The organism is Levilactobacillus muriae (assembly GCF_045862015.1).
GTDB lineage: Bacteria > Bacillota > Bacilli > Lactobacillales > Lactobacillaceae > Levilactobacillus > Levilactobacillus muriae.
Genome location: NZ_BAAFRU010000004.1, coordinates 1 through 24,237 on the forward strand (window position 1 = coordinate 1; position 24,237 = coordinate 24,237).

Annotated in this window: 18 protein-coding genes; 14 read left to right on the forward strand and 4 right to left on the reverse strand. The window is 48.7% G+C overall.

The annotated features are described in order from the left end of the window. The coding region (locus ACKTSF_RS03210; protein WP_407886589.1) for an IS3 family transposase at positions 1-511 on the forward strand (511 nt) is incomplete at its 5' end. A gap of 393 nt (positions 512-904) precedes the next feature. Here the strand turns inward: ACKTSF_RS03210 and ACKTSF_RS03215 are convergent. The 3 genes from ACKTSF_RS03215 to ACKTSF_RS03225 all read right to left on the reverse strand — a co-directional run bounded on the left by ACKTSF_RS03215 (position 905) and on the right by ACKTSF_RS03225 (position 6,449). Beyond that, positions 905-1,816 (reverse strand): proline-specific peptidase family protein, encoded by a 912-nt coding sequence (locus ACKTSF_RS03215; protein WP_407886591.1) that lies wholly within the window; start codon positions 1,814-1,816, stop codon positions 905-907. 323 nt (positions 1,817-2,139) lie between these two features. Then, positions 2,140-4,578 carry a Xaa-Pro dipeptidyl-peptidase gene (locus ACKTSF_RS03220; protein ID WP_407886593.1) on the reverse strand — a complete coding sequence of 813 codons (2,439 nt, stop codon included), beginning with the start codon at positions 4,576-4,578 and terminating at the stop codon, positions 2,140-2,142. Between the two features lie 470 nt (positions 4,579-5,048). After that, positions 5,049-6,449 carry an APC family permease gene (locus ACKTSF_RS03225; protein ID WP_407886595.1) on the reverse strand — a complete coding sequence of 467 codons (1,401 nt, stop codon included), beginning with the start codon at positions 6,447-6,449 and terminating at the stop codon, positions 5,049-5,051. Between the two features lie 780 nt (positions 6,450-7,229). On the opposite strand from ACKTSF_RS03225, the gene ACKTSF_RS03230 reads away from it, so the two are divergent. From ACKTSF_RS03230 to ACKTSF_RS03270, 9 genes are all read left to right on the forward strand, one after another. Then, positions 7,230-7,655, forward strand: a complete 426-nt coding sequence (locus tag ACKTSF_RS03230) for a bis(5'-nucleosyl)-tetraphosphatase (protein ID WP_407886597.1) — start codon at positions 7,230-7,232, stop codon at positions 7,653-7,655. Further along, positions 7,645-8,205, forward strand: coding sequence for a guanylate kinase (locus ACKTSF_RS03235; RefSeq protein WP_407886599.1), 561 nt, complete (start codon positions 7,645-7,647; stop codon positions 8,203-8,205). The genes ACKTSF_RS03230 and ACKTSF_RS03235 overlap by 11 nt, the downstream gene beginning before the upstream one ends. 84 nt (positions 8,206-8,289) lie before the next feature. Beyond that, positions 8,290-8,757, forward strand: coding sequence for a Fur family transcriptional regulator (locus tag ACKTSF_RS03240; RefSeq protein WP_407886601.1), 468 nt, complete (start codon positions 8,290-8,292; stop codon positions 8,755-8,757). 182 nt (positions 8,758-8,939) lie between these two features. Next, complete coding sequence (locus tag ACKTSF_RS03245) at positions 8,940-9,464, forward strand: hypothetical protein (RefSeq protein ID WP_407886603.1); 525 nt, start codon at positions 8,940-8,942, stop codon at positions 9,462-9,464. Positions 9,465-9,484: 20 nt separating this feature from the next. Further along, on the forward strand, positions 9,485-10,435 hold the full coding sequence (locus ACKTSF_RS03250) for a DUF6681 family protein (protein WP_407886604.1): 951 nt from the start codon (positions 9,485-9,487) through the stop codon (positions 10,433-10,435). Between the two features lie 588 nt (positions 10,436-11,023). Then, positions 11,024-11,764 (forward strand): amino acid ABC transporter ATP-binding protein, encoded by a 741-nt coding sequence (locus ACKTSF_RS03255; protein WP_407886606.1) that lies wholly within the window; start codon positions 11,024-11,026, stop codon positions 11,762-11,764. A gap of 21 nt (positions 11,765-11,785) precedes the next feature. Further along, positions 11,786-12,622: a transporter substrate-binding domain-containing protein gene (locus ACKTSF_RS03260; protein WP_407886608.1), complete on the forward strand. Its 837-nt coding sequence runs from the start codon at positions 11,786-11,788 to the stop codon at positions 12,620-12,622. After that, positions 12,619-13,257, forward strand: coding sequence for an amino acid ABC transporter permease (locus ACKTSF_RS03265; RefSeq protein ID WP_407886610.1), 639 nt, complete (start codon positions 12,619-12,621; stop codon positions 13,255-13,257). Before ACKTSF_RS03260 ends, ACKTSF_RS03265 begins: the two co-directional genes overlap by 4 nt. A gap of 19 nt (positions 13,258-13,276) precedes the next feature. Further along, on the forward strand, positions 13,277-13,930 hold the full coding sequence (locus tag ACKTSF_RS03270) for an amino acid ABC transporter permease (RefSeq protein ID WP_407886933.1): 654 nt from the start codon (positions 13,277-13,279) through the stop codon (positions 13,928-13,930). 686 nt (positions 13,931-14,616) lie between these two features. Here the strand turns inward: ACKTSF_RS03270 and hflX are convergent. Then, complete coding sequence (gene hflX, locus ACKTSF_RS03275) at positions 14,617-15,894, reverse strand: GTPase HflX (protein ID WP_407886612.1); 1,278 nt, start codon at positions 15,892-15,894, stop codon at positions 14,617-14,619. Between the two features lie 570 nt (positions 15,895-16,464). Between hflX and ACKTSF_RS03280 the strand changes: the two genes are divergently transcribed. The 4 genes from ACKTSF_RS03280 (at position 16,465) to opp3b (ending at position 24,228) form a co-directional block, all read left to right on the forward strand. Continuing rightward, a complete protein-coding gene (locus ACKTSF_RS03280) occupies positions 16,465-18,096 on the forward strand; it encodes a peptide ABC transporter substrate-binding protein (RefSeq protein WP_407886614.1) in 1,632 nt (543 codons plus the stop codon). Between the two features lie 564 nt (positions 18,097-18,660). After that, complete coding sequence (locus tag ACKTSF_RS03285; RefSeq protein WP_407886616.1) at positions 18,661-20,286, forward strand: peptide ABC transporter substrate-binding protein; 1,626 nt, start codon at positions 18,661-18,663, stop codon at positions 20,284-20,286. 1,192 nt (positions 20,287-21,478) lie between these two features. Beyond that, positions 21,479-23,107, forward strand: a complete 1,629-nt coding sequence (locus ACKTSF_RS03290; RefSeq protein ID WP_407886618.1) for a peptide ABC transporter substrate-binding protein — start codon at positions 21,479-21,481, stop codon at positions 23,105-23,107. 191 nt (positions 23,108-23,298) lie between these two features. Further along, positions 23,299-24,228 carry an oligopeptide ABC transporter permease gene (gene opp3b / locus ACKTSF_RS03295; protein ID WP_407886620.1) on the forward strand — a complete coding sequence of 310 codons (930 nt, stop codon included), beginning with the start codon at positions 23,299-23,301 and terminating at the stop codon, positions 24,226-24,228. Positions 24,229-24,237: the final 9 nt, after the last annotated feature.

The following is a 24,237-nucleotide window of genomic DNA, read 5'->3' on the forward strand; positions in this document are numbered from 1 at the left end:
GGACCGACCTTATCAAAAACTCGTCACGGATGTCAGTGAATTTCGATACGGTGGCATGAGTCAAAGTGAACGTGTCTATTTAGAACCAGTCATTGACCTCTTCTCAGGCGAAGTATTAGCGTTCAACGTCAGTGACCATCCGACAGTAGAATTCGCCTTAAAACCGCTTAGAGAAGCCTTGGAAGGACTGCCAAAGTTAGGTTATCGAACAACAGTCCACACGGATCAGGGATTCCAGTACCAACACAAGTTCTGGCGAGAAACACTCAAAGAACATCGCGTCTTTCAAAGCATGTCACGCAAAGCAACTTGTCTAGACAATGCGGCAGTTGAATCATTCTTCCACATCATGAAGGTCGAAGTCATGGATGAACATTTTGAGAATAAGGAAGAATTGATTCAAGCCATGACTGACTGGATTAACTTCTACAACAAACGTCGAATCAAAACAAAACTGGATGGCAAGTCCCCGGAAAAATACCGGGAACTCGCCATCCAGCAAGCAGCGTAAATTCTGTGTCCAACTTTAATGGTTCACTTCAGAGCATTAGTTTTTTTGAATCTCTTCTTTTCTTCGTCTAAAGTGGGGGCAGCGCTGGCCATAGCTATAACCCAGTTGTTAGTATTTGTAACTCTTTGGAAAAGACAAGTAATTGGAAAGAATGCCTATTCGATTTTGTGTGTATTACTTTTTCAAATTGAAGGAACTATGATGTACTTTGTGTAATTCGTGCTAAAGTGTTATGGCAGAATCGTTCTTAAGTGGCAGTACTGCTTGATTGGTACGTTGGCAATCTTACAAGTCATGACTTTATCACAGCTATAAGTGCTCAGAAAAAACGTTCTGAAATTTCCTAATCAAGGAGATTTCAGAACGTTTCAATTTAGAAACTAAATATTGAGATTAAGCATTAAAATTGTCAGATTCCACATCGCGGATAAACGTGGCCAAGTGGTCGTAGTAGACCGGTGCATTATCGATCATGTGGTGATGACCACCCTCAGGCGTCGTGACGAAGCGAGAGTGGGGGATGAGTTCAGCCATCTTCTTACCGGTGGCAATTGGCATCGTTTCGTGTTCACCGAAAGTCAACAGGGTTGGTACCTTGATTTCCTTCAAATGGTCACGGAAGTTCCATTCCTTCAGCTTGCCTTTGATGACGAATTCGTTGTCACCTTGGAAGGCACCGTAAACATCGGTAGCCATCGTGCTGATTAAGTGGGAGATAGCAGCGGGCTTCTTACGGTCCACGTAGCCGTCATTCAAGATGTCCACGTAACTCTGGTACTGAGGATCGTCGTAGTTACCATCGGCTTCGACCTGCTTCATGTAGGCAACTTGGTCGGCAGACAAGACGGTTTCCCGGATGTGATTGATACTTTCAACGTATTCGTCGATGTTATCAACCATGGAGGAAATGATGGCACCCTTTAAGTGCTGACCATATTTAGCAGCGTACATTTGAACTAAGGCGCCACCCCATGATTGGCCAATCAAATAAAATTTATCGATGCCTAATTTTTGGCGAACTTCTTCGACTTCATCCAGGAAGTAATCATAGGTCAGATACTTCTTAGCCGTCTCGGGGTCGCTATAGTCGGGTTGGTCGGAGTACCAAGAACCAAGTTGATCGTACATGTGAACCTGAACGTTCAGGCCCTGTGCGGCGAGTTGTTTAGCAGTATCTTCCCAGTATTCGTGGTTACCACCAGGGCCACCATGAAGGGCGAGCAGGTGAATGTCACCAGTCCCTTGAGTGTTGGTCCAGAGGTGGTAGCCGTTGTCTAAGGTAATGATCGTCGTGCCTTGTTTCATGAGTAATTCCCCCGTTTCTAATGAGTTATCCGTCGTGCTGATCTTGCATGCTAACAGTGCCTGCGACCAATTACGCGTAGACTGCCACTAGTTGTGGTTAGCTAGTCAGGGTCTGACCAGCACCAAACAGATAGGTTAATTAATATTTTATCACTGTACCTGTAAATCCGAAACCAAAGATCATTGATTTGTCATAGAGGCCAAGTGGTGAAGTCACGGTTAATTTTCAAAGAGTTTGTAGCAAGTTATCATTTAGGTGGCTAGCAGTATACAGCACAACCGTCTCGCCATCATAGGTGGTAAGGCGGATTCAAGCGCAAGGCTTACTTCTCAACGAAGGGGAGGGTTAAGGCGGATGCGCCGAGCTGGATGGAATACTGTAGATCCTGATTCCCACGAACCGTCATACCAAAGTCTGTCGCGTAGACGACCAGGCCCAGTTGGTGGCCCGCCAGCAACCGGTAGTGGGTTGGCTGTAAGGTCACGGATAAATCGTAGAACTGGTTCGGTTTTAACGCGTCCACGTGGTAGGCGTTGGTTCGGTTCTGCAGGTTGCGGTGGCCCTTGGTAATCATCTTCCACGGCGTCGACTTGGTCGTCTGGAATTCACGCAGGCTATCTTCACGCCAATGGTAACCTTCATCAAGGCTGACCCGTAGTGGCGTTGGACTCACGCCGAGGCGCTTGGCATCCCCATAATCCACGATCTGGAAGCTCAGCATCCCAACGGGTTGGTTGACGGCGACTTGTAGTTTCACGATTGGCTTACCATCTAAGACCAAGTCGTCCTTTAAAACGGCAGACTTGAAGATCAAACGGTGACCAAACATGTCGTTATGCTTGTCGCCGAGGAGGGCCGTTTGCCAAGCGTCAATGTCTTTGATGTAGTTCTGATATTGGGCGACCGGCAGTTGGTCGTTAAAGCTGGTGGCAAATTCCATCGGTTCGTGCGTGGATTGGTCGACCAGCTCATCGTGTTGGAGGTTGAAAGTGCGCGTCGGATTACTTGGGGCATCCCAATCGTCGGTAGCGTGCCAGGTCTCTGGCTTGACGTTGTCTTGGATAATCACGTTTGGCAACAGCGTTTCCGCTTGGTTATCGACGCCTAGTAGTTCGTGGGTCAACCAGAGATTGACGATGTCCGTGTAGTCGATAGACCGGAAAGCGTTGATGTAGATGTGTTGGCCTTGGTGGAGAATCAGCTTCTTGGTCACGGGCAGGTCGCGGACGGCGTTCCAAAGATTGTTGACGTTTCGTGGCTTGACGTTCCAGTCGTTTAATCCGTGGACTAATAGAAGGTCAGCCTTGATATTCTTGGCATTTTTCAGGTAGTTGCGGGCGTCCCAGAAGGTACTGTAATCCCCTGTCTTGCGGTCCTGACCGTGAGTGATGGCGGCAAGGTCGGCTTGCCACTTGGCCTGAATTCGGTGGTAATCACCGGCCTTGAGTTGGCGACTGAAAGTCTCTTCAGCCAGGACGTCGGTGTCCTCACCAGGGAAGCCGCCGGGGGCAATGACCAGTCCGCCGTCACGGTAGTAATCGTACCAGTTGGAAATGGCGGCTTCAGAAATGACCGTCTTGAGGCCTTCAACACCAGTGGTTGCGGCCGCCGTGGCCAGCGTTCCCAGGTAAGAACGGCCGGTCATAGCGACGGCGTGATTGCTCCACCAGGCGGGGATGGCTTGGGTAGCGGCACGACTGGTGAAAGCGGTGCGGTTGCCCGCCAACCATTCGATGATGGCAATGGTCGAGGTTGTTTCCTCAGGGTCACCAGTGGTGCGGACACCATCAGAATCCAACGTCCCAATACCGGCAGCGTAAACGACCGCGAAGCCACGAGCGAGAAAGTAGTCGTTCAGCGTGTAAGATTGTTCGCGCGCAAAGGTTTCTTCGGCCGTCTTGGTGGTGGTCGTCACGGGCCGTGGATCGGGGAGTGGCGTGGTGTCAGGTTGTGCGGTGACATCAGCTAACGTCAGGTCGTTGGGCTGTTTAGGCTCCAGAGGAACATTGACGTTATGCATCATTTGGTCGCCGGCTTCGTCGTTCGTTCCTTGATTATAGGGACTTGCGGTGTAGAGAACCGGAACCTTCAGACCGTTTTCCGTTTCGGCTGGCCGAATAACCTCGGCTTTGAGTAGGTCACGGTGACCGTCGTGGTCGGTATCTTGCGGACTTTCAACGTAGACCACTTCGCGAATGAGGTGGGTCGTGTCGAAGACGGCCTGGGTCTTGCCGTTAAAGAGCAATGGCTTTTCAACGCTGGCGTCATGGACGAAGGGCGCAAAGTAGCCGTGGGTCGTCAAGTGGTCGAGAAAGGTCTGGCCAGTCTTGGTGTGCGTCGTAAGCAGGATGTACCAAGCTTGTTTGAGTTCGGCGAGTGTAAAGTCATCACCGGCGTGGTCGGCAATTGGCAGTTGAATCTTAACCATTGCGGCCAGGGGATCGGCGAGCTGAAAGTCGAGGTCGGGCGTGAAGCCGAGGCGTTGCAAGGCCAGGTTGTAAAAGCCCGTAACTGAGACGGTGTCATGTTGGGTCAAGAAGGCCAGTCCATCAGCGTCTGATGTTGCCATTAAATTACTAAGCTGTTGGTCGACCACGTTAGCCGTGGTGTATTCCGGCCAGCTCTTATCGTAGAAGTCCCGCAGTAAGGCACTGGGGCTAGTCAATTGTTGGTTAGTAGCAGTTAAAAAGTGAATCTGTTCCAGCTCGCGCAGGGCATCAGCCGGCTGCGTGGGACGAATAGCAAATTGTTGATTACGCAAATTAATCACCTTCCTGAATAAATTAAAGGGTCATGGTATTAGCTCGTTTAAGTGACGTACTGAAATTATTGCTTTCTGCAAAGCTAACTTTTCTTCGTAAACGTAACCTTAGAGTCAAAATAATCGGATTACAAATTGGCAAGCGACGACTTTGTTCGGTAGGCAAAAAAGTCAACTAAACATCGTTTTAAAAATGTAGAAGTAAAATAATAAAATATAAAAGACAAAAGGTACAAACAGCTGGTGAACGCCGAAGTGCCAAAAGAACCAGTGTAAGCCGTGAGGACTGTGTAAATCGGCTCAGCCGTGGGAATTCACTTAGCGGTTTACCGCTTAGAGAATTGGTGCTGGTGAAACTCGGTTTTCAGAGGTTCAAAGTCAAGTCTGGAGACCGTTCTGTGGCTCCGGGCGTCCGCCCACCGCGTCCCGGCCGATTTATACTGTCCGGTAAGGCGACTGAAACCACCGAGTTATTTTGGCATTTCGTCGTTGAGACGGCTGTGCCGGAGGCCGTAGGTGAAGTAGATCACCAGCCCCAGTGCAAACCAGATCGACGAGGCAATCCAAGTCTCAGCCGGCAGTTGGAGCATCATCCCAAAGCACAACAGACCGGAGACAATCGGCAATACGGGATACCAAGGCACCTTGAAGCCAGAATTTTCTGGGAGTTCCTTGATGTGTCGCAGGCGGATAATCCCAAAGGAAACGAAGAGAAAGGCCACCAACGTTCCAATGTTAACCAGGTTGGTCAGCTGAGCCAAAGGAACGAAGCCGCCTAGTAAAGCAATGACCACGGTGATAACGGCCAGACTGTTCTTAGGCGTCCCGCTGGATTCGTCGATCTTTCCGAGAAACTTGGGTAACAAGCCATCTCGACCAATCGAGTAGATCAGCCGTGAGGAACTGTAGATCATGGTGACCATCATGGTAAACATCCCAGCTAGGGCTCCCAGCGAGATGATTCCAGACGTCCAGTTCTGATGGACCAGCGTCAACGCGAAGGCTACGGGATCGGCGACGTTGAGCTTGGTGTAGTGAACCATCCCAGTCAGGACAACTGCGACCAGCATGTAGAGAACTGAGGCAACGATCAATGTCCCAATAATCCCAATTGGCATGTTCTTTTTGGGATTCTTCACCTCGGCGGCCGACGCGGAAACCACATCGAAACCTAGATAGGCGAAGAAGACGGTTGAGGCGCCCCGCAGAATCCCTTTACTTCCGAACGGTGCGAAGGGGTGCCAGTTGGCTGGCTTTATGTAAAACATCCCCACCAGGACGAATAAAATAATGATGGCAATTTTGACGATGACGATGGCGTTATTGATCCGCATCGACTCGCGCATGCCCCGGTTGAGTAACCAACTGATCAGCAGGACGACGAGGATAGCCACGACGTTCCCGTACGTGCCGTGTGCGGGATCGTAGGGCCCCGTGACGGCCGTGGGGAGGGACAGGTGGAAACCGGCCAGAAACGCGTTAAAATAAGCCCCAAAGGAATTAGCCACAGCGGCGACCGCCAAGACATATTCCAAGATCAAGGCCCATCCGAGAACCCAGCCGATGATTTCGCCAAACACCAGGTTACCGTAAGAATAGGCGGACCCGGCGACTGGCAAAACGGAAGCAAATTCGGCGTAACACATGGCCGCTGTCGAACAGACAATGGCCGCTAACAGGAAGGATAAAACGATGCCGGGCCCACTGTACTGTGCGGCGATGGTTCCGGGGAGAATGAAGATCCCAGTCCCAATGACGGCACCGATGCCCAGTGACATCAGATCTTTTGCCGACATAGTTTTGGCAAAGTGCTGGTCACTTTTTAAGTAATTATCTAAGCGTTCGCGGCGAAAGATTCGCGAAATACCCATAAAAAGCCTCCTTAATAATGATGATATCTCGGATAGTGTACCCTAGACTTAAATTAAAAGTCAATGAGAGTTAGCAAGAGTTTTGTCAAAACCCGATTAAAAAATCCCCACAACTTCGGTTTTCGATATAAAATAGAACAGATATGGTCACAGTAAATTTGGTGCGGCCTAGCGATTAGGGAGACTGGTTAAGAGCAAAATAACCGGCTGAAAGACCGTGGTTATGCTGTTTTGGTCGGATAGGCGCGCATAAACTCATCGGAATCTAGCGGTAGAAGCAGTCAGTAATCAGGCGCAACGAGCCAGACAGAATATTAATGGCCTTTTTTCTGACAAAATCCCCAAATCAAAAGCAGTTCGTGGTATGGTTAACTTTCATTTATCTACGTGAAGAATGACTGCGCTGTTAGTTAGAGGTTCAGCCGTCAAGTCAACATGAGTTAGTATCATAGTTGAAAAACACCGTGTCGTTGCATCACCTGACTGACTATTGGTGATTAAAAGTGGGCGGCAGATGTGTGGGTGGGTTAGCACCGTGTCAGCCGTGAGGGTGGGCAAAATGGACTCAGCCGTGGGAATTCTCTTGGCGGCTTGCCGCTTAGAGAATTGGTGTCCTTGAAACTCGGTTTTCAGAGGTTCAAGGCAAGCTTGGAGACCGCTTTATGGCTCCAGGCGTCCGCCCACCGCGACCCAGTCCATTTTGCCCACCCGGTAAGGCGAACAGGTGTCTAACCAGCTACCAAATGGTTGTGAAGAAGTGAAAGAGGAGGCAATTTCATCATGATTACCGAAAATGCAAGTGGCGCCGTCGTTTATCGTCTCGTCAACGACCAGCCACAATACTTATTATTAAAGAGTGCCACCAGCAACTTCTGGGGATTCCCCAAGGGTCACGTGGAAGGTAACGAGACCGATATTGAAACGGCCGTTCGTGAGATTCGCGAGGAAACGAGCCTGAACGTGACGGTTGACCCCACGTTCCACGCCGATCTGGATTACGATATGAAGAACGGACACCACAAACACGTGGTTCTTTACACCTCGCAGGTACCAGCCGACGTCACGATTCACCGGCAAGTTGAAGAGATTAGTGAATTTGGCTGGTTTGATTTTGAGACGGCTCACGAACGCCTGAGCTACCCGAATCTGCAGGACTTAATGACGCAGGCCAACACCTTCTTAACGGGGGATCGGCATGTCAAATAAAGTATTGGTCATCACCGGGGCAACCGGAACCGGCAAGACCACTGTTCAGGATTATCTGGTCGATGAGTATCCCGTGACCAAGGTGATTACCCACACGACCCGACCACCGCGTCAGGGAGAGGTAAATGGTCGCGATTATTATTTTGAGACTGATGAGAGCTTCCCGAAGAATCATTATCTGGAGTCTGTCTTCTATGCCGGGTACCATTACGGCTCATCACGTGAAGGTTTGGCGGCCGGTTTTGAACGGGCACCTTTTGTCGCCATCGTTTTGGACAGCAAGGGGGCCATTACCTACGCGCAGGAACTGGGGGACGAGGCCGTCGTGATTTTTCTAACGGTCAGTCAACCGGACGAGTTACTCACGCGGGTGACCCAGCGTGGCGACGATCGAACCATGCTCAAGCAACGGTTCGCGAGTCCTGAGTATCGGCGTGATTTGACCATGCCGTTAGCGCTCCAGGGTAAGGCCGTTCAGCTGAATAATGATAACTGGCAACAAACTCAGATCAAGTTGGATGAGCTGATGAAACGCTTACAGGCAGAATAAGCTGCGTCTTGGTTGAGTTTCGTTTGAAAATGTGCGAAACTTACTAGGAATTCGGACTAAATTTTTAAGAGGAGGCCGCCCATCATGGCAGATACGTTGAACGCCGCTGTGGCGATTTTAAGAAAGAACAAGTTCAAGTTAACCAAGCAGCGTCACGCATTATTGGAATTCCTGTTGACTAATCAAGGTCATTATACGGATGTGGTGACGGTTGACGCTTACATGCGGACTGAATTTCCTGGGATGAGTCACAACACGGTATACCGGAATCTGAAAGAATTCGAAGAGGTCGGGATCGTTGAACAGAACACGGAACAGGAACGTACGCGGGTGAAGTATCAGTGTGACTTCCACCATCAACACCATCATCACTTCATCTGTCAGAATTGTGGGAAGGTCACCGAGCTACAGATGTGCCCGATGGACTTTTTCACGGATCAACTGCCGGGCTACGACATCATGGGCCACAGCTTTGAACTCTACGGTATCTGTTCGGAGTGCAAGGCAGCCGGTGTTGTTGCGGCACCCAAGAAGACGTTGGTCAACAACTAACGGTTAAAAGTTATCGCTTGTGTCAGTCAGCGTTTTCGCCTGCTGTGGGGATCACTGGCAGCCGCAGGCGAAAGTAAACACCGTTTAAAACCTTAGGAAAAATTAAAAGAAATTTGAGAAATTTTTGAACTTAACGTGGGATAATAAGAACCATTGAGTTAAATCAGAAGGAGGAATGTAGCATGGCGTACCGGACACCACCCTTTATCACGCCGTTTGCCATCGTTTCAATGGCACTCGCGCTCGGCGCTACCAACGTGGTCACCAATTCCGTGACGAAGACCAATGAAGGGGCTTCACGGACGTCGACGAGTTCATCACTCGTCGTCAACCAGTCGAACGATTCTAAGAAGAAGGCTAGTGACGACAGTAAGAAGAATTCAGATTCTTCCAAGAAGAGCAGTAGCGATTCATCTAGCAAGGACAGCAGTAGTAGCAGTTCCTCCTCAACGGATACGGCAAGCTCTTCGGCAAATTCTACGTCCGAAGCCAATACCAGCAGTGCGACAACTACTGGAACGACCGGGAGTACCGGGACGACTTCCAAGAAGACGTCATCCAGTACGACAAGCTCGGCCACAACCGATAATAATACAACCAGTAACGACACGACTAGCAATGACACCACGGGCGATACTGGGTCAAGCACGTATAGTCACGCCACAACTTACAACAATACGAATGACACCAACGATACGGGTCAATAACGAAGAAAGGGGGACCGACAATGCTTAGTTTTCTTGATATGGTCAACCATTACCTGGGCTACATCAATGTGAGTGTTAAGATTAAGAACCGGATCTACGTCGTTTTAGGCGCACTAGGGGATATCTACTTGTTTTATATCGCCGTGCGTTATCTTCAAAACGGACACCCATTCTGGGGCCTGTTAATTCTGTTGATTGCCTTGGTGCTGCTGTACTTTGTCTACCTCAACACAGTGTACTTCTTCACCAAGAAGAAGGCGCCGTTCGATATTTCACCAAAGATTGAAAAGATGTTGCACATGAAGCCCAAGGAAGCCGAAGAGGAGAAGCCCCGACGGACGATGGGCGGGCGGAACATTCCAGCTAACGGTTACTTCGATGAGAAGAAAATATTACCTGGGAAATTAACCTCGACACCGAGCGAACAGGCCAATATTCAAAACTTGGCGGGCCGCCTGCAACAGAACCAGTTGTTGCAGATGGACTACTCGGGCTTGGGCGACCGTGAAATTACGGAACAGACGCGACAGACGGGAAAGCCCGTTTACGCTTCGGGTCCTGGTGCCTTGATTCCTTACTTCGAGATGCAAACGGAAAACAATCAGTTAGCCGTTTACGCTGGCATTAACCAAGCTGAAAAACAGCGGGTCGGTGTGGTTAGCACCGTTGGTTTGCAAAATGTCGCAGACGTTCGTGATCAGATCGAACTTTATTTAGCCAACGCCACGTTGGTCGGGGGACCCTTCAAGGTCCTTGGCCGAACGTCGGTGATCGAACAAGCGAACGACTTTCAAGTCGCTGTTCAACTGGCATACAAGCATCAGGGCGACACCGCGTCAACGGCAACGAGTACGGACCGAATGACCCGCGAATCCACGGCAACATCACGGCGGGCTCGTTACGACAACGATGCCCCACAGACGGAGACCGAGTCGGAACCCATGACTCGGACCTCGCGTTACCATCATTAATGAGCCACAACGACAACTGGTACGTTGCCGCAATATAGATTTGAAGATATAAGCGAGCCTGGGATTTTCTCTCAGGCTCGTTTTTTGTGCAGGGTGTAAGAAGATAAATAATTCGCCAACGGTAAAACCTTGCTGAGATGCCAGCGCGAGGCCTGACATTGTGACGTCAGTCTGCAACAAGTTAGTTGAAGTGGATAGGCAACTTTTGCAACAAAAGAATGTGGCTGGTAACGGTGCTAAACACTTGGAGCAGGTCAGCAGCTCATGTGAGGGCCGAATCTGAAAAGGAAATCGCCTGAAATCATTTAAATAGTTCGGGTTTTGATGACTTAAATGTTACGTTTTCTGACATCACGATGCCAACTTATAGAAAAAATTTTTCACGAATATCATAGAGCCTTAACCCGTGGTGTGTCTAACGTTTTTGTACTTGAACCATCACTGGGGGTCGTTACATATGATGTGTTTATTTTGACCGGGTTATTTTTTTGGTTTAAACTTTAACCTAGACTCAAAAAAACCGGAATAAAAATTCAGGAGTGGGAGTCGCCTACGGGCAAATACTTTAGTTAGTGGAGGGAAAGACTTATGTCAATGATTGAATTTCACAACGTTGAAAAATACTACGGTAGCTTTCACGCACTGCATAACATTAATCTGACGATTGAGGACGGTGAAACGGTCGTGTTGATCGGCCCATCTGGGTCTGGGAAGTCGACGTTGATTCGGACAATCAATGGTCTGGAATCGATTCGCCATGGGCAACTGATCGTAAACGGTCAGGACCTCGCCAACCCCAAGACCGATATGAACCGGATCCGCAAGAACGTGGGGATGGTGTTCCAACATTTTAATTTATACGCCAACAAAACAATTCTAGAAAATATCATGTTAGCGCCACGCATCGTGCTGCATCGTGAGGAAAACGAAAACAAGAAGATCGCCATGGAAATGCTCGACCGAGTTGGACTGGCTGATCAAGCACCAAAGATGCCATCCCAATTATCTGGGGGGCAGCAACAACGAATCGCAATCGCCCGATCACTGGCAATGAAGCCTAAGTGTCTGTTATTTGATGAACCTACCAGTGCTTTGGACCCCGAAATGATCGACGATGTGTTGAACGTTATGAAGACCATTGCTCGGGATTCTAGTATGACGACGCTCGTGGTTACCCACGAAATGGGCTTCGCACGTGAAGTGGCTAACCGGGTAATCTTTATGGCTGATGGCCGAATCCTGGAAGATGACTCCAAGGAAACCTTCTTCGATGGGCAACCAACCAACGAACGCGCACGTCAATTCTTAAGCAAGATTATTACACACTAAAACGGGGAAGGAACACGACATATGAAAAAGTTTATTCGAATCCTCGGCTTAGTTCTGACCCTGGTAACCCTGACGGTGGTCGTCAGTGCCTGTGGTCATAAGCCACTGTCGCAACGTAATGTGTTGCAGACGGACCGCCAGAACAAGACGATTACTTGGGGTGTCAAAGCCGACACCCGGCTCTTTGGATTGCTCGATACCAAGGACAATAAGATTAAAGGTTTTGAAGTGGATCTTGCCACAGCACTGACTAAGCAGATGCTTGGCAAGGATGCCAAAGCCAAGTTCATTCAAGTGACGAGTTCGACACGGATGCCGATGCTGAAAAACGGGAACATCGATGCCATCATTGCCACGATGACTAACACGCCAGAACGGCGGAAGCAAGTTGATTTCTCGAACACGTATTTCTTTGCCGGGCAATCACTGCTGGTTAAGAAGGGCAGTAGCATCAAGAATGTGAAGGACTTGAACAAGCAGAAGGGGACCGTCTTAGGGGTAGTTGGGTCGGACTCCGTGCAGAATGTGGCGAAGGTTGCTCCCGATGCTAAGGTGCTTCAACTGACCGACTACGCGCAAGCGATGACTGCTTTGAAATCTGGTCAAGGTCAAGCGTTGACGACCGATAACGGGATTCTTTATGGGATGTCCGTTCAGAACCCTGGCTACGAGGTTACGGGGGGCACGTTTGTCTCCGAACCTTACGGCATCGCAATTGACAAGAACCAGGCACAGTTTAAGACTTCCGTGAACCAGGCGTTGACCACACTGCGGAAGAATGGTGAATACGACAAGATTCTTCACAAGTGGTTCCACAACGTGAAGGGCTTTGACTACAAGGAGGCGGCTAAAGAATGATTCATATCTTTCAAGCATACGGAGGCACACTCCTCTATGGCCTTGGCCAAACGTTGTTGTGTAGCTTCATCGCATTGGTTTTTAGTCTGATCATTGGGACGTTCTTCGCCTTACTGGAAGAATCACCGAACAAGACTGGCCGGCGAATTGCGCGGGCATACATTGAACTTTTCCGGAATATTCCACTGCTGGTAATCACGATGTTTTTCTATGTCGTCTTCCCGCTGTACGTGGTCAAGATGAATGGATTTACTGCCGGGACGATTGGGCTGACGCTATATACGTCTTCCTTTATTGCCGAAACGGTCCGTGCAGGGATTCAATCCGTTGATCCCGGCCAAATGGAAGGGTCACGGTCGAACGGGTTTTCGTACTGGCAAGCCATGCGTTACGTGGTGTTACCCCAAGCCTTTCGGTACGTCATTCCACCACTGGGCAATCAATTCGTGAATTTGGTCAAGAACTCCTCAACGTTAGCCTTTGTCGGTGGGTTTGATCTGATGTATCAAGGAAACGTCATCGCCTCAAGCTCACTGGAAACCATGGCGGCATACTCTGCCGTTGGGGTCCTCTACTTGATTATTACGATGCCAATCAGTTACTACATGCGCTACTTGGAAAAGCGGTTAGCTTAAGGGGAGGAGAATCATTATGCTGCAAAATTTTATTGATGCCTATTCTCCCGACAACCTACGCTACCTGCTCGGGGGCTTATGGATTACGATTCTGGTTTCCGTCATTTCAATTATCGGCAGTTTTATTATTGGGTCGGTTCTCGGTGTGATTCGCTACGTGAAGATTAAATATTTATCGGCAGTCGTCGGTTTCATTATCGATGTCATTCGGAATCTGCCGTTGCTGTTGATTCTGTTCTTTACTTACTTTGGCTTACCCAACCTGGGGGTCAAACCGGAAATTATTCCGGCGGCGATCCTAGCCATGACCATCTTCGAATCCACGATGCTCGCTGAAATTGTGCGTTCTGGGATTCAAGCGGTCGACTCCGGCCAGATGGAAGGGGCCCGGGCTAACGGGCTGAGTTACTGGCAAGGGCTATGGCACATCGTATTGCCACAAGCCTTAGTCAAGATGATTCCAGCGATCGTGAGTCAGTTCATCTCGCTGGTCAAGGATACATCTTTGGCGACGATTATTCTGTTGCCAGAAATGTTATTCCGGTCACAGATTATTTATGGGCAAAACACCAACTACATTATTCCAATGTTCGTCGCGATTGCGCTGATGTACTTCGTCGTTTGCTATCTGCTATCGCTCCTATCACGCTACTTGGAAAAGCGCCAAGCTTAAGTTGTGTTAGGGCGTTGGTTGTGTCAGTGTGTCGCCTGCGGCAGCCAGGGATTCCGCCTGCTGTGGGGACCGGTGAAAGCCTGTGAAGCGGTCTTTCACCTCGACTTTAGGCCACACCAGGTTCGGGTGCGGCCTAAAGCTCGTCCCGTGCTGTAACCCCGGGGAGAACCTAGCACCCGGGCTAACACCATCGTCACGGCCGGCTACATCCCTGGCTGCCCCCGGCTTTACGTAACAGCTCTAACAAAAATTATGGTTGGGCTGTGACGGTAGCGTCGTCTAAACCAGCCGGCTTACCGTTCACCAAATTTAGGCTCACTCACGCTTACGTAGACAGTGACCAACTAATTTTGTGGATTAAAGCTCTGTTAGCTGGGCCATTCTAGGTGTACTTGGAATTTCAACCTTCAGTCAGTAAATTGAAAATAGCCATCAATGCATTCATTTTGAATGCATTGATGGCTATTTGGCGTGGTAGGTTGGTCGGTCCTGGTTACTACTGTGTATGCCACAGGGGTGGTGAAAATGGGGCCAGCTGTGGGAATTCTCTTGGCGGCGGGTAGACCGCTTAGAGAATTGGTGTGCTCTCAGTGTCACGGTCCATTTTCACCAACCCGGAGGCGTGACAACGACCAGTAACCAAATAAAGATCATCCTCAACTGGTGTGGGGATGATCTTTTTTGACTTATTCAGTAACCACGAATTTCTTGAAGCGGTCGAAGTCAGCCTGTTGCAGCTCAACCTTCAAGGCCGTGCCTTCAGCCTCGTAGCTGGTATCCAGAACGTGGGCGTTCTCATTTAAGTACGAGACGATTTCGCCGTCTGAGAAAGGCACCAGGAAGTTGGCGGTGACGTAGTTGTGGAAGACCTTTTCCTTCATTGCCTTGACTAGCATGGCAACGGAATCGGGATCCTTGGCCGATAGAATCAGTTGGTCGCCGACGCGGCTAGGATAGCTAGCTTCTGTCAGGTCGGCCTTGTTGAAGACCGTGATCATTGGCACGTCGGTCACGCCGATCTCTTCCAGCGTCTTCTCCGTGGTGGCCATCATGGCTTCACGGTTCGGGTCAGCATAGTCTACGACCTGAACCAGCAAGTCTGCGCTTGCTGCTTCGGCCAACGTGGAACGGAAGGCCTTGACCAGTTGGGTTGGCAACTGACTCACGAATCCAACCGTATCACTCAACAATAACTTCTTTTGGTCGGGGAAGACCAACTGCCGGACGCTGGTATCCAGCGTGGCGAACAGCATATCCTTCACGAAGACCTGTTTGTCGTCATTCTTCCCAAATTCACGGACGAGGGCGTTCATTAACGTTGATTTCCCAGCATTGGTATACCCTACCAGAGCGACGGAAGGTAATTCGTTGCGTTCCCGTTGTTGCCGTTGGGTTGCTGCTGCCTGGGTGATTTCTTTGAGTTCGTGGTTCACGTGGTTAATCGCACGTTGAATGGTCCGGCGACTCATTTCAGTCTGTGATTCACCGGAACCACGGTTGGTGAAGCCACCGCCACCACCGCTACCAGTCTGTTGATCCAGTCGTTGTGAGGCGCTGGTGTGCAGACGAGGCAGTTGGTATTGCAACATGGCCAGCTGAACCTGTAACTTGGCTTCACGAGATTGTGCCCGGTTGGCGAAGATCTCGAGAATCAGGCCGGTCCGGTCAATGATTCTGGCTTTCGTCCCGTTCTCCAGGTTACGAATCTGACTAGGGCTCAGCTCATCGTTCACGATAATGATGTCCACACCATCGTCGGCCACGATTTGGGCGAGCTCCTCAACCTTTCCAGTACCAAAGTAGGTGCTGGGGTTGGGCTTAGTCAAAGATTGTTGAATCTCTTCTGCCACGGTCATGTTATTGGCTTCTACCAAATTTCTAAGCTCCGTCATAGAGTAGTTAAACGTGGATTGACCAGCGTTTAGACCAATCGTGATGACGGGTGTACGTGGGGTTTCTTCCAAAAGATCACCCTCCTTTAAAGTCTATGACTTGAGTATAACATGTTTGCTCACAAGCGAATAAAGATTAGCCGAGGTAAGTAAGGCGTGACCGGCCTCACAGATGATTCAGGTGAGATTGGGAGGCAGGGTGAAACGAAATTGACGAAATGAAAATTATTTTGTTAGTGATATCTCATTTTAAAAGTGAAGAGCAGCGTGTGGGTGAACAAATATAAGCTTGTGCTGAATGCCTATTTAACGGCATACTTGGCGGGCTAAAACTGTGGATATAGGCTTCCCCGATGGTCTCCAATGTCTGGATTGTCCATTGAAAAATAAATAAATCACCATAAAATTAAAAAATGGTATTGATTCTCATTGAATTTTAACCTACAATGGTTGCTGTTGCTTAGTCAACAGGCAAGCTTGATTTGAGCTACTAGTTTTGGGCACGATTGCTGATTTCGATTGGCTGTGGGTCAGCGGACCTCCTGTGAGGGATGTGTTGCCACGGTAGCTTTCCAATCGGGGATGTGTGCTGAAACTAACGCCGCAATGTGAGCATTACATATTTAGAGGGGTCGGAATTTTATGAAGGTAAAGTCAATCGTCAAATTAGGGGCGGTGGCAGCGCTGGCAACAGTTTCATTAGCAGCGTGTGGCACTTCTTCTAGCAGTAGCAAGCAGGCTAAGGATCAAACCTTGACCTGGATGGAAAGTTCTACCTTACCAACGATGGATAATTCACTGGCAACCGATGTTGTTTCCGGTGAGACGTTGAACAACACAGGTGAAGGTCTGCTGAAGTTCGGTAAGAACAGTAGTACCCATCCTGGGGTTGCTAAGAGTTACACCAAGTCCAAGGACGGGAAGACTTACACGTTTAATCTACGGAAGTCCAACTGGAGTAATGGGGACAAAGTAACGGCTCGCGATTTCGTTTACGGGTGGCAACGCACAGTCAACCCGAAGACGGGGTCACAATACGCCTACTTATACGCTGACGTGCTGAACGCCAACGCTATTATGAAGGGCAAGAAGGCCGTTTCCACGTTAGGCATCAAGGCTGTCGGTGACTACAAGGTCAAAGTAACCTTGGTTCACCCAGTCAGCTACTTCCCAACGCTGGTCGCACAGACCGCCTTCTTCCCACAGAACAAGACAGTGGTGACGAAGTACGGTAAGAAGTACGCCACGAACGCCAAGGACAATGTCTACAACGGGGCATTTAAGTTGACTTACTGGACTGGAACGTCAGACAACTGGACCCTTTCCAAGAACAGCAAGTACTGGGACGCTAAGAACGTGAAGCTGGACAAGATCAAGTTCAGCGCCGTTAAGGATCCCCAAACCGCTCTGAGTCAATACCAGAGTGGTAAGTTGGACGCGATCTACTTGAGCGGTCAACAACCTAAGAACTACAAGAACAGCAAGGACTACCATGCGCGAAACAGTTCTCGGGTCACTTACATCGAATTGAACGAAAAGAAAGATTCTATGATGCGTAACAAGAAGGCTCGTCAAGCCTTGTCTCTGGTCTTAAACCGGAAGCAATTTGTCAACAAGGTCATGGACGATGGGTCTAAGGTCGCTACCGGGATCGTTACCAGTGGCTTAGCTATCCGGAATGGCAAGGACTTTGCCAAGGAAGGCACGATTCCTGCTGCCACGGAACATAACGTTGCCAAGGCTCAAAAGCTTTGGAAGCAAGCCTTAAAGGAAACCGGCCGGAAGAACTACTCATTGACCCTGATGGCCGATGACACCGCCGAAGGTAAGAGCACGACCGAATACGTTCAGAGTCAATGGTCCAAGCTGTCTAACTTCAAGGTTACCAACTCAAACTTGCCATACAAGACCCGGTTATCTCGGTCTGCCTCTGGTCAATTTGACGCCGTTGTTACCCTCTGGGGTGCCGACTTCCCTGACCCAATCACTGACCTGTCACTCTTCACGTCTGACAACGCTTACAACAATGGTAAGTGGGCTAACAAGACTTATGACAAGCTGATCAATGAAGCGACGACCACGAATGCAAACAAGCCAGCCGCACGTTGGCAGAACATGATCGATGCGCAAAAGGTTCTTTTGAAGGATCAAGGAATCATCCCTGTTTCTCAAAGTGGTAAGCCACAACTGGTTAAGTCTAAGGTCAAGGGTGTCATCTACTTCCCTGTCAGCTCTAACTGGGACTTCAGTAAGGCCTACATCGCTACCAAGTAATCTTTGTCGCGGGAGTCGCCTGCGGTAGTCAGGGATTCCGCCTGCTGTGGGGATCGCCTGCAGCCAAGAGGCGGGCTTCCGGCTCGGTTTGGAACCTCGCGAAGGTCATGCGAGGTTCCAAACGCGTCCCATGCTGTAACCCCGGGAAGGACCTGACGCCCGAGTTAACACCATCGTCACTGCAGGACTGCATCCCTGACTGCCTCCGGCTATGCCACACAGATTATTGGTTGCTCGCCGACAGCGTAGGTATACTGTCAAATTTGGTCAAAATCATCGAGAACTCTCAGAAGTTGTCTCTAACTTCTGGGAGTTTTTTGTATCCAGTGGGCGCCGTTTCTTGAGGTGAATGCGATCAACGGTGCTCTTGGTAGATGCATTGCCATGCATAATGAGGACCTGCTGAAATGTTTTTCAAGTGGCAGTAACCCAATGTTTGCGGCCTTTGTCACTGATATTGTGAATAAAAATTAAAATTTGCTATTGATTCTCATCGTTTTATAATCTAATATGTTAGTCAACGTTATGTCACTTGAGGATAATTTGTGAAGGGGTCGGAATTATATGAGGGTTAAGTCAATTGCCAAGTTAGGGGTGGTGGCGGCGTTAGCGACGATTTCGTTAGCGGCGTGTGGTACCAGCTCCAACGATAACAAGGCCAAGAATCAAACAGTTCATGTCATGGAGACCTCCGCGTTAGCGTCAATGGATAACGCCAAGGCTACCGATATCATTTCTGGTGAAACGCTGAATAACACAGGTGAGGGCCTGTTGCGATTTGGTAAGAATAGCAAAACGAAGCCTGGGTTGGCGAAGAGCTATACCAAGTCTAAGGACGGGTTGACCTATACGTTTAACCTTCGGAAGTCACAATGGAGTAACGGTGAGAAGCTGACCGCCCAAGACTTTGTCTACTCATGGCGCCGGACCGTTGCCCCGAAGACTAGCTCACAGTATGCTTACCTCTACGCAGATATTAAAAATGCGAATGCGGTGATGAATGGTAAGAAGGTGCCCGCTGCTCTAGGGGTTAAGAAGGTTGGTGACTACAAGTTGGTCGTCACACTGGCCCATCCCGTGAGTTACTTCCCAACGCTGGTCGCGCAACAATGTTTTTACCCAGTGAACAAAGGAGCCGTTGACAAATACGGCAGCAAGTATGCTAGCAACGCCCAGCGAAACGTCTACAACGGACCTTTCAAGCTGACATCATGGTCCGGGACCTCTGACAACTGGACGTTAACTAAGAACAAGAAGTACTGGAACGCCAAGGTTGTGAAGCTTCAGCATGTGAAATACAGTGCTGTGAAGGATCCACAGACGGCACTGAGCCAATACCAGAGTGGTAAGTTGGACATCATTTCACTGAGTGGCCAACAACCTAAGAACTACAAGAACAGCAAGGACTTCCATTCCCGGAAGAGTTCTCGGATCACTTACGTTGAACTGAACCAGCGAAAGGATACCATGTTAAAGAACACGAAGGCACGGCAAGCCCTGTCCATGGTCATTAACCGTAAGCAATACGTGAACAAAGTGTTACAAGATGGTTCAACGCCAGCGACTGGAATCGTCTCTACCGGTTTAGCCATCCGCAACGGTAAGGATTTTGCCAAGGAAGCAACCGTGCCATCAGCGACGGATTACAATTTAGCTAAGGCCCAGAAGTTATGGAACCAAGCCCTGAAGGAAACGGGTCGGACGAGCTACTCACTGACCTTACTGGGTGACGATACGCCAGCCGGAAAATCCGCAACTGAGTACATTCAGAGTCAATGGGGCAAGCTGGATCATTTCAAAGTGACAAACGCCAATATTCCTTACAAGACGCGATTATCTCGGTCACAAAATGGTCAGTTCCAAGCCGTCGTTAGTGGCTGGAGCGCCGACTTCCCAGATCCAATCACCGATCTGTCCCTCTTCACCACGGGGAACACTTACAACAACGGGAGATGGTCTTCCAAGGCTTACGACAAGTTGATCAACGAGGCTACCATTACCAATGCCAACAAACCGGCTGCTCGGTGGCAGAACCTCGTGGATGCCCAGAAGGTCCTGCTGAAGGATCAAGGGATCATTCCGATCTATCAGACGGGGATGCCACAATTAGTGAAGTCTAAGGTTAAGGGCGTCGTTTACTTCCCAGTCGGCGCCAACTGGGATTACAGCCAGGCTTACATCGCGAAGTAATGCTCGCCTGCAGACTAGTAACAATTGAGATCTTATAGTTATTAGAGCTTTTCGAAATGTGTCTGATTTCGAAAAGCTCTTTTTGTATATCAGATACTGAATGTTGTCCAGTCATCGCCTTACCGTCCAGCCCATATCTGCCGACCTCTTGGCTTACCGTTCACCAAATTTAGGCTGGAACGTTGTGGGTAGGACGCTGTCAGCCTGAGAAGCGGTCTGTCAGCTCGCTTTGAACCGCCCAACCCGCGTTTCAAAGTCGCCATTTTCCAAGTTAACTCACTCGGAAAATCCCACGACTGAGCCTAAATTTGGCTCACTCACGCCTACGTAGACGGTGACCAACCATCGTCCATCGTGGACTAACGTTGCTAGTCCAGCGATTGTCACGGCAATGTCAGGTTAAGGAATAAAAAACCATAACCGGAGGCGGCCAGAGATGTAGGTAGCTGTGTCGACGGTGTTAGCCGGGCCTGTTAGGTGTACTTGGACTTTCAACCTTCAACAGCTAGATGAAACATCTTGAGAGCTCGCTGGTGCGTTTACTTGGCATAGGTGTCTATCTGGCAGATGTAGCTGGCCTATCGTCACCTGGAGGATTTTAAAGCGATTTACGGTGACTTTTGCGGTCGTTCAGGGTCAATCTCGTTTCTAATCAAAAGCAGTGGCAGTTTTCTCATAATTTGACCGCTTCTATAAATTGAATAATATTCATAAATTAATAGTCCCTGAATCCAGCGAATGATGAGGGGTGATTTGGGATTGCGGCGCGTCTAGACCATTAAATGTGCCATTTTTCGTTCTTGGGTTTCCCGGTTTATCAGCCGACGGGAATCCTACTCTGACGGCAATAGCCTAACCTGAGGATGCCACATGGGATTGAAGACCAGTGGTGGACGAGGTCTGCCGGGAAAGTAACGGGATAAGCGGGGGACGCGGCCAGCCATAATGAATGTATAATAGGTAAATATTTATGTAAGCGTTATCTTAAAATTATCGTTAAAATGAGAAAAATTATACTTAAAAATTTTATTTTTGCACAATGAATCCCGATTTAACAGGGTTTATAACTGCATATTTAAATTTTATTAGTTTTTACCATTGATTTTAATTGTTTTCTAATATACAATTGGAAACATCAAATTTGAGGATGTCAATTTATTTCACTTACAACACATAGAGGGGTTGGATATTAATGAAAATCAATTCGGCAGTCAAACTCGGGACGGTGGCCACGTTCGCGGCAATATTACTTGCAGCGTGTGGGTCATCATCAAGTAGTTCTAGCGAGGCTAGCAAGCAAACGTTAAATTGGATGGAAAATTCTGCATTACCATCAATGGATTCCGCCACGGCAACTGACGTGGTTTCTGGAGAAACTTTGAACAACACCAATGAAGGTCTGTTACGGTTCGGTAAGAACAGTAAAGTTCACCCTGGGGTTGCCAAGAGCTATACGGTTTCTAAAGACGGTAAGACGTATACCTTCAACTTACGGAAGTCTAACTGGAGTAACGGTACCAAGGTTACGGCAAAAGATTTCGTTTATGCCTGGCAACGCACCGTTAACCCTAAGACGGCTTCACAGTATGCTTACATGTACGCACCTGTGAAGAACGCTAACGAGATCATGACCAGCAAGAAGCCAGTCTCTAGCTTAGGGATCAAGGCAGAAGGCAATTACAAAGTGGTCGTGACGTTGACCCAAGCAACGAGCTACTTCCCATCCTTAGTTGCTAGTCCTATGTTCTTCCCACAGAGTAAAGCAGTCGTTGACAAGTATGGTAAGAAGTTCGCGACTAACGCCAAGGACAACGTCTACAACGGTCCATTCAAGTTAACTTACTGGACCGGGACGTCTGATAACTGGACGTTGAGTAAAAACACTGAGTACTGGAACGCAAAGAATGTTAAACTGAAGAAGATTAACTTCAAGACGATGAAGGATCCACAAACTGCTTTGAGTCAATACCAGAGCGGCAAGTTGGACGCGACTTACTTAAGTGGTCAACAACCTAAGAACTACAAGAACAGCAAGCAATACGTTGAACGTAAAGGGGCTTCAACCTTCTACATTGAATTGAACCAACGGAAAGACAGCATGATGAAGAACAAGAAGGCCCGTCAAGCATTATCCTTGGCTATCGACCGGAAGCAATTCGTCAACAAGGTCTTAGCTGATGGCTCAACGCAAGCTAAGGGCTTGGTCTCAACTGGTTTGATGTCTTACAAGGGTAAGGACTTCAACAGTGATGCATACGTTGCCTCAGCCACTGACCATAACTTAACCAAAGCGAAGAAGTTATGGAAGGAAGCCTTGAAGGAAACGGGTCGTTCAAGCTACAACTTGACCCTGATGGCTGACGATACGCCAGCTGGTAAGAACACATTGGAATTCGTTCAAAGTCAATGGTCTAAGTTGGGCAACATCAAGGTTACCAACCAAAGCTTGCCATTTAAGACGCGTTTATCACGTTCTGAAAATGGTCAATTCCAAGCCGTTGTCTCTGGCTGGGGTGCTGATTACCCTGATGCCATCTCCTTCCTGGAAATGTTCACGAAGACGAACTCCTACAACCGTGGGAAGTGGGTCAATGCCACTTACGACAAGGATATTGCCGCTGCTGATGGTAAAGATGCCAACAACCAAGCTGCACGTTGGGCTGACTTAGTTGACGCTCAAAAGACGTTGATGAAGGATCAAGGGATCATCCCACTGTACCAACAAGGGAAATCACAACTGGTCAAGTCTAACGTCAAGGGAATTACTTACTTCCCAACCGGCGCTAACTGGGACTTCAGTAAGGCATACATTGCTAAATAATCGAATTTAAATTAGTCATTACGCGTAAGAGAACGTTATAGTTTTAATCGGGGAGTAAGGATTAACGAAGCAGTTAGTCCTTACTTTTCGATATATAGCAATCATTTATCGTCTTGTTGTTTTCATATAATTCTTGTTAAGCTTAACAACTTAACGGTAACGAATAAGTCTACTGATTGAGAGGTAAACAAATGGCAAAGTACCTAGCAAAGCGGATCTTCTATCTGATCCTGACCTTATTCATCGTTATTACCGTCACATTCTTCCTGATGAAGTTGTTACCCGGGACGCCACTGACGAACCAAGCCAAGTTGTCCAAAAGCCAGATTGCGTTAATTTACCAGCAATATGGATTGGATAAGCCGGTGTGGCAACAATACCTGCTGTACCTAGCAGGGGCCGTCAAAGGTAACTTCGGGACTTCATTCCAGTTCAGTGACCAACCCGTGTCCTACCTGCTCTCCAGCCGGATTGGACCATCCTTACAGATTGGGCTGCAAGCCATGATTGTGGGTGTCATTCTTGGAATCATCATCGGGGCTTTCGGTGCGATGAAGCAAAATACGTGGGTCGACACCACGACAACTGTTGTTTCCATCTTGGGGATCTCAATTCCTTCCTTCGTTCTGGCTGTGTTGTTACAGTACTACTTGGGGCTGAAGTTGGGTTGGTTCCCAATCGCTGAATGGGGTGGCTTTATCTACACAGTACTGCCAACCTTAGCGTTAGGTGCGACGCCGTTAGCCGAGTCGGCGCGGTTCGTGCGGACGGAAATGGTCGATGTGTTGAGTTCTGATTACATTGAGTTGGCCAAGGCTAAAGGCTTGAGTCGGATGGGGGTTATTTACCACCATGCGCTACGGAACAGTCTGATTCCACTAATCACGATTGTGGGTCCTTTAGCGGTTAACATCATGACCGGGTCGATGGTTGTTGAAAACATCTTCTCCATCCCCGGGATTGGGGAACAGTTCGTCAAGTCCGTCTTGACGAACGATTACCCAACCATCATGGGCTTGACCATCATCTATTCATTCATGTTGTGTGTCGTTCTGTTGATCACCGATATCCTTTACGGAATCGTTGACCCACGGATTCGGCTTACAGGAAAGGCTAACTAGGAGGTAAAT

Excerpts from the sequence above, each read along its gene's own strand:
- ACKTSF_RS03250 (WP_407886604.1), top strand. The coding sequence starts at position 9,485 with ATGCTTAGTTTTCTTGATATGGTCAACCATTACCTGGGCTACATCAAT.
- ACKTSF_RS03225 (WP_407886595.1), bottom strand. The coding sequence starts at position 6,449 with ATGGGTATTTCGCGAATCTTTCGCCGCGAACGCTTAGATAATTACTTA.
- opp3b (WP_407886620.1), top strand. The coding sequence starts at position 23,299 with ATGGCAAAGTACCTAGCAAAGCGGATCTTCTATCTGATCCTGACCTTA.
- ACKTSF_RS03280 (WP_407886614.1), top strand. The coding sequence starts at position 16,465 with ATGAAGGTAAAGTCAATCGTCAAATTAGGGGCGGTGGCAGCGCTGGCA.
- ACKTSF_RS03235 (WP_407886599.1), top strand. The coding sequence starts at position 7,645 with ATGTCAAATAAAGTATTGGTCATCACCGGGGCAACCGGAACCGGCAAG.
- ACKTSF_RS03265 (WP_407886610.1), top strand. The coding sequence starts at position 12,619 with ATGATTCATATCTTTCAAGCATACGGAGGCACACTCCTCTATGGCCTT.
- ACKTSF_RS03285 (WP_407886616.1), top strand. The coding sequence starts at position 18,661 with ATGAGGGTTAAGTCAATTGCCAAGTTAGGGGTGGTGGCGGCGTTAGCG.
- ACKTSF_RS03255 (WP_407886606.1), top strand. The coding sequence starts at position 11,024 with ATGTCAATGATTGAATTTCACAACGTTGAAAAATACTACGGTAGCTTT.
- ACKTSF_RS03260 (WP_407886608.1), top strand. The coding sequence starts at position 11,786 with ATGAAAAAGTTTATTCGAATCCTCGGCTTAGTTCTGACCCTGGTAACC.
- ACKTSF_RS03215 (WP_407886591.1), bottom strand. The coding sequence starts at position 1,816 with ATGAAACAAGGCACGACGATCATTACCTTAGACAACGGCTACCACCTC.
- ACKTSF_RS03290 (WP_407886618.1), top strand. The coding sequence starts at position 21,479 with ATGAAAATCAATTCGGCAGTCAAACTCGGGACGGTGGCCACGTTCGCG.
- ACKTSF_RS03230 (WP_407886597.1), top strand. The coding sequence starts at position 7,230 with ATGATTACCGAAAATGCAAGTGGCGCCGTCGTTTATCGTCTCGTCAAC.
- ACKTSF_RS03245 (WP_407886603.1), top strand. The coding sequence starts at position 8,940 with ATGGCGTACCGGACACCACCCTTTATCACGCCGTTTGCCATCGTTTCA.
- ACKTSF_RS03240 (WP_407886601.1), top strand. The coding sequence starts at position 8,290 with ATGGCAGATACGTTGAACGCCGCTGTGGCGATTTTAAGAAAGAACAAG.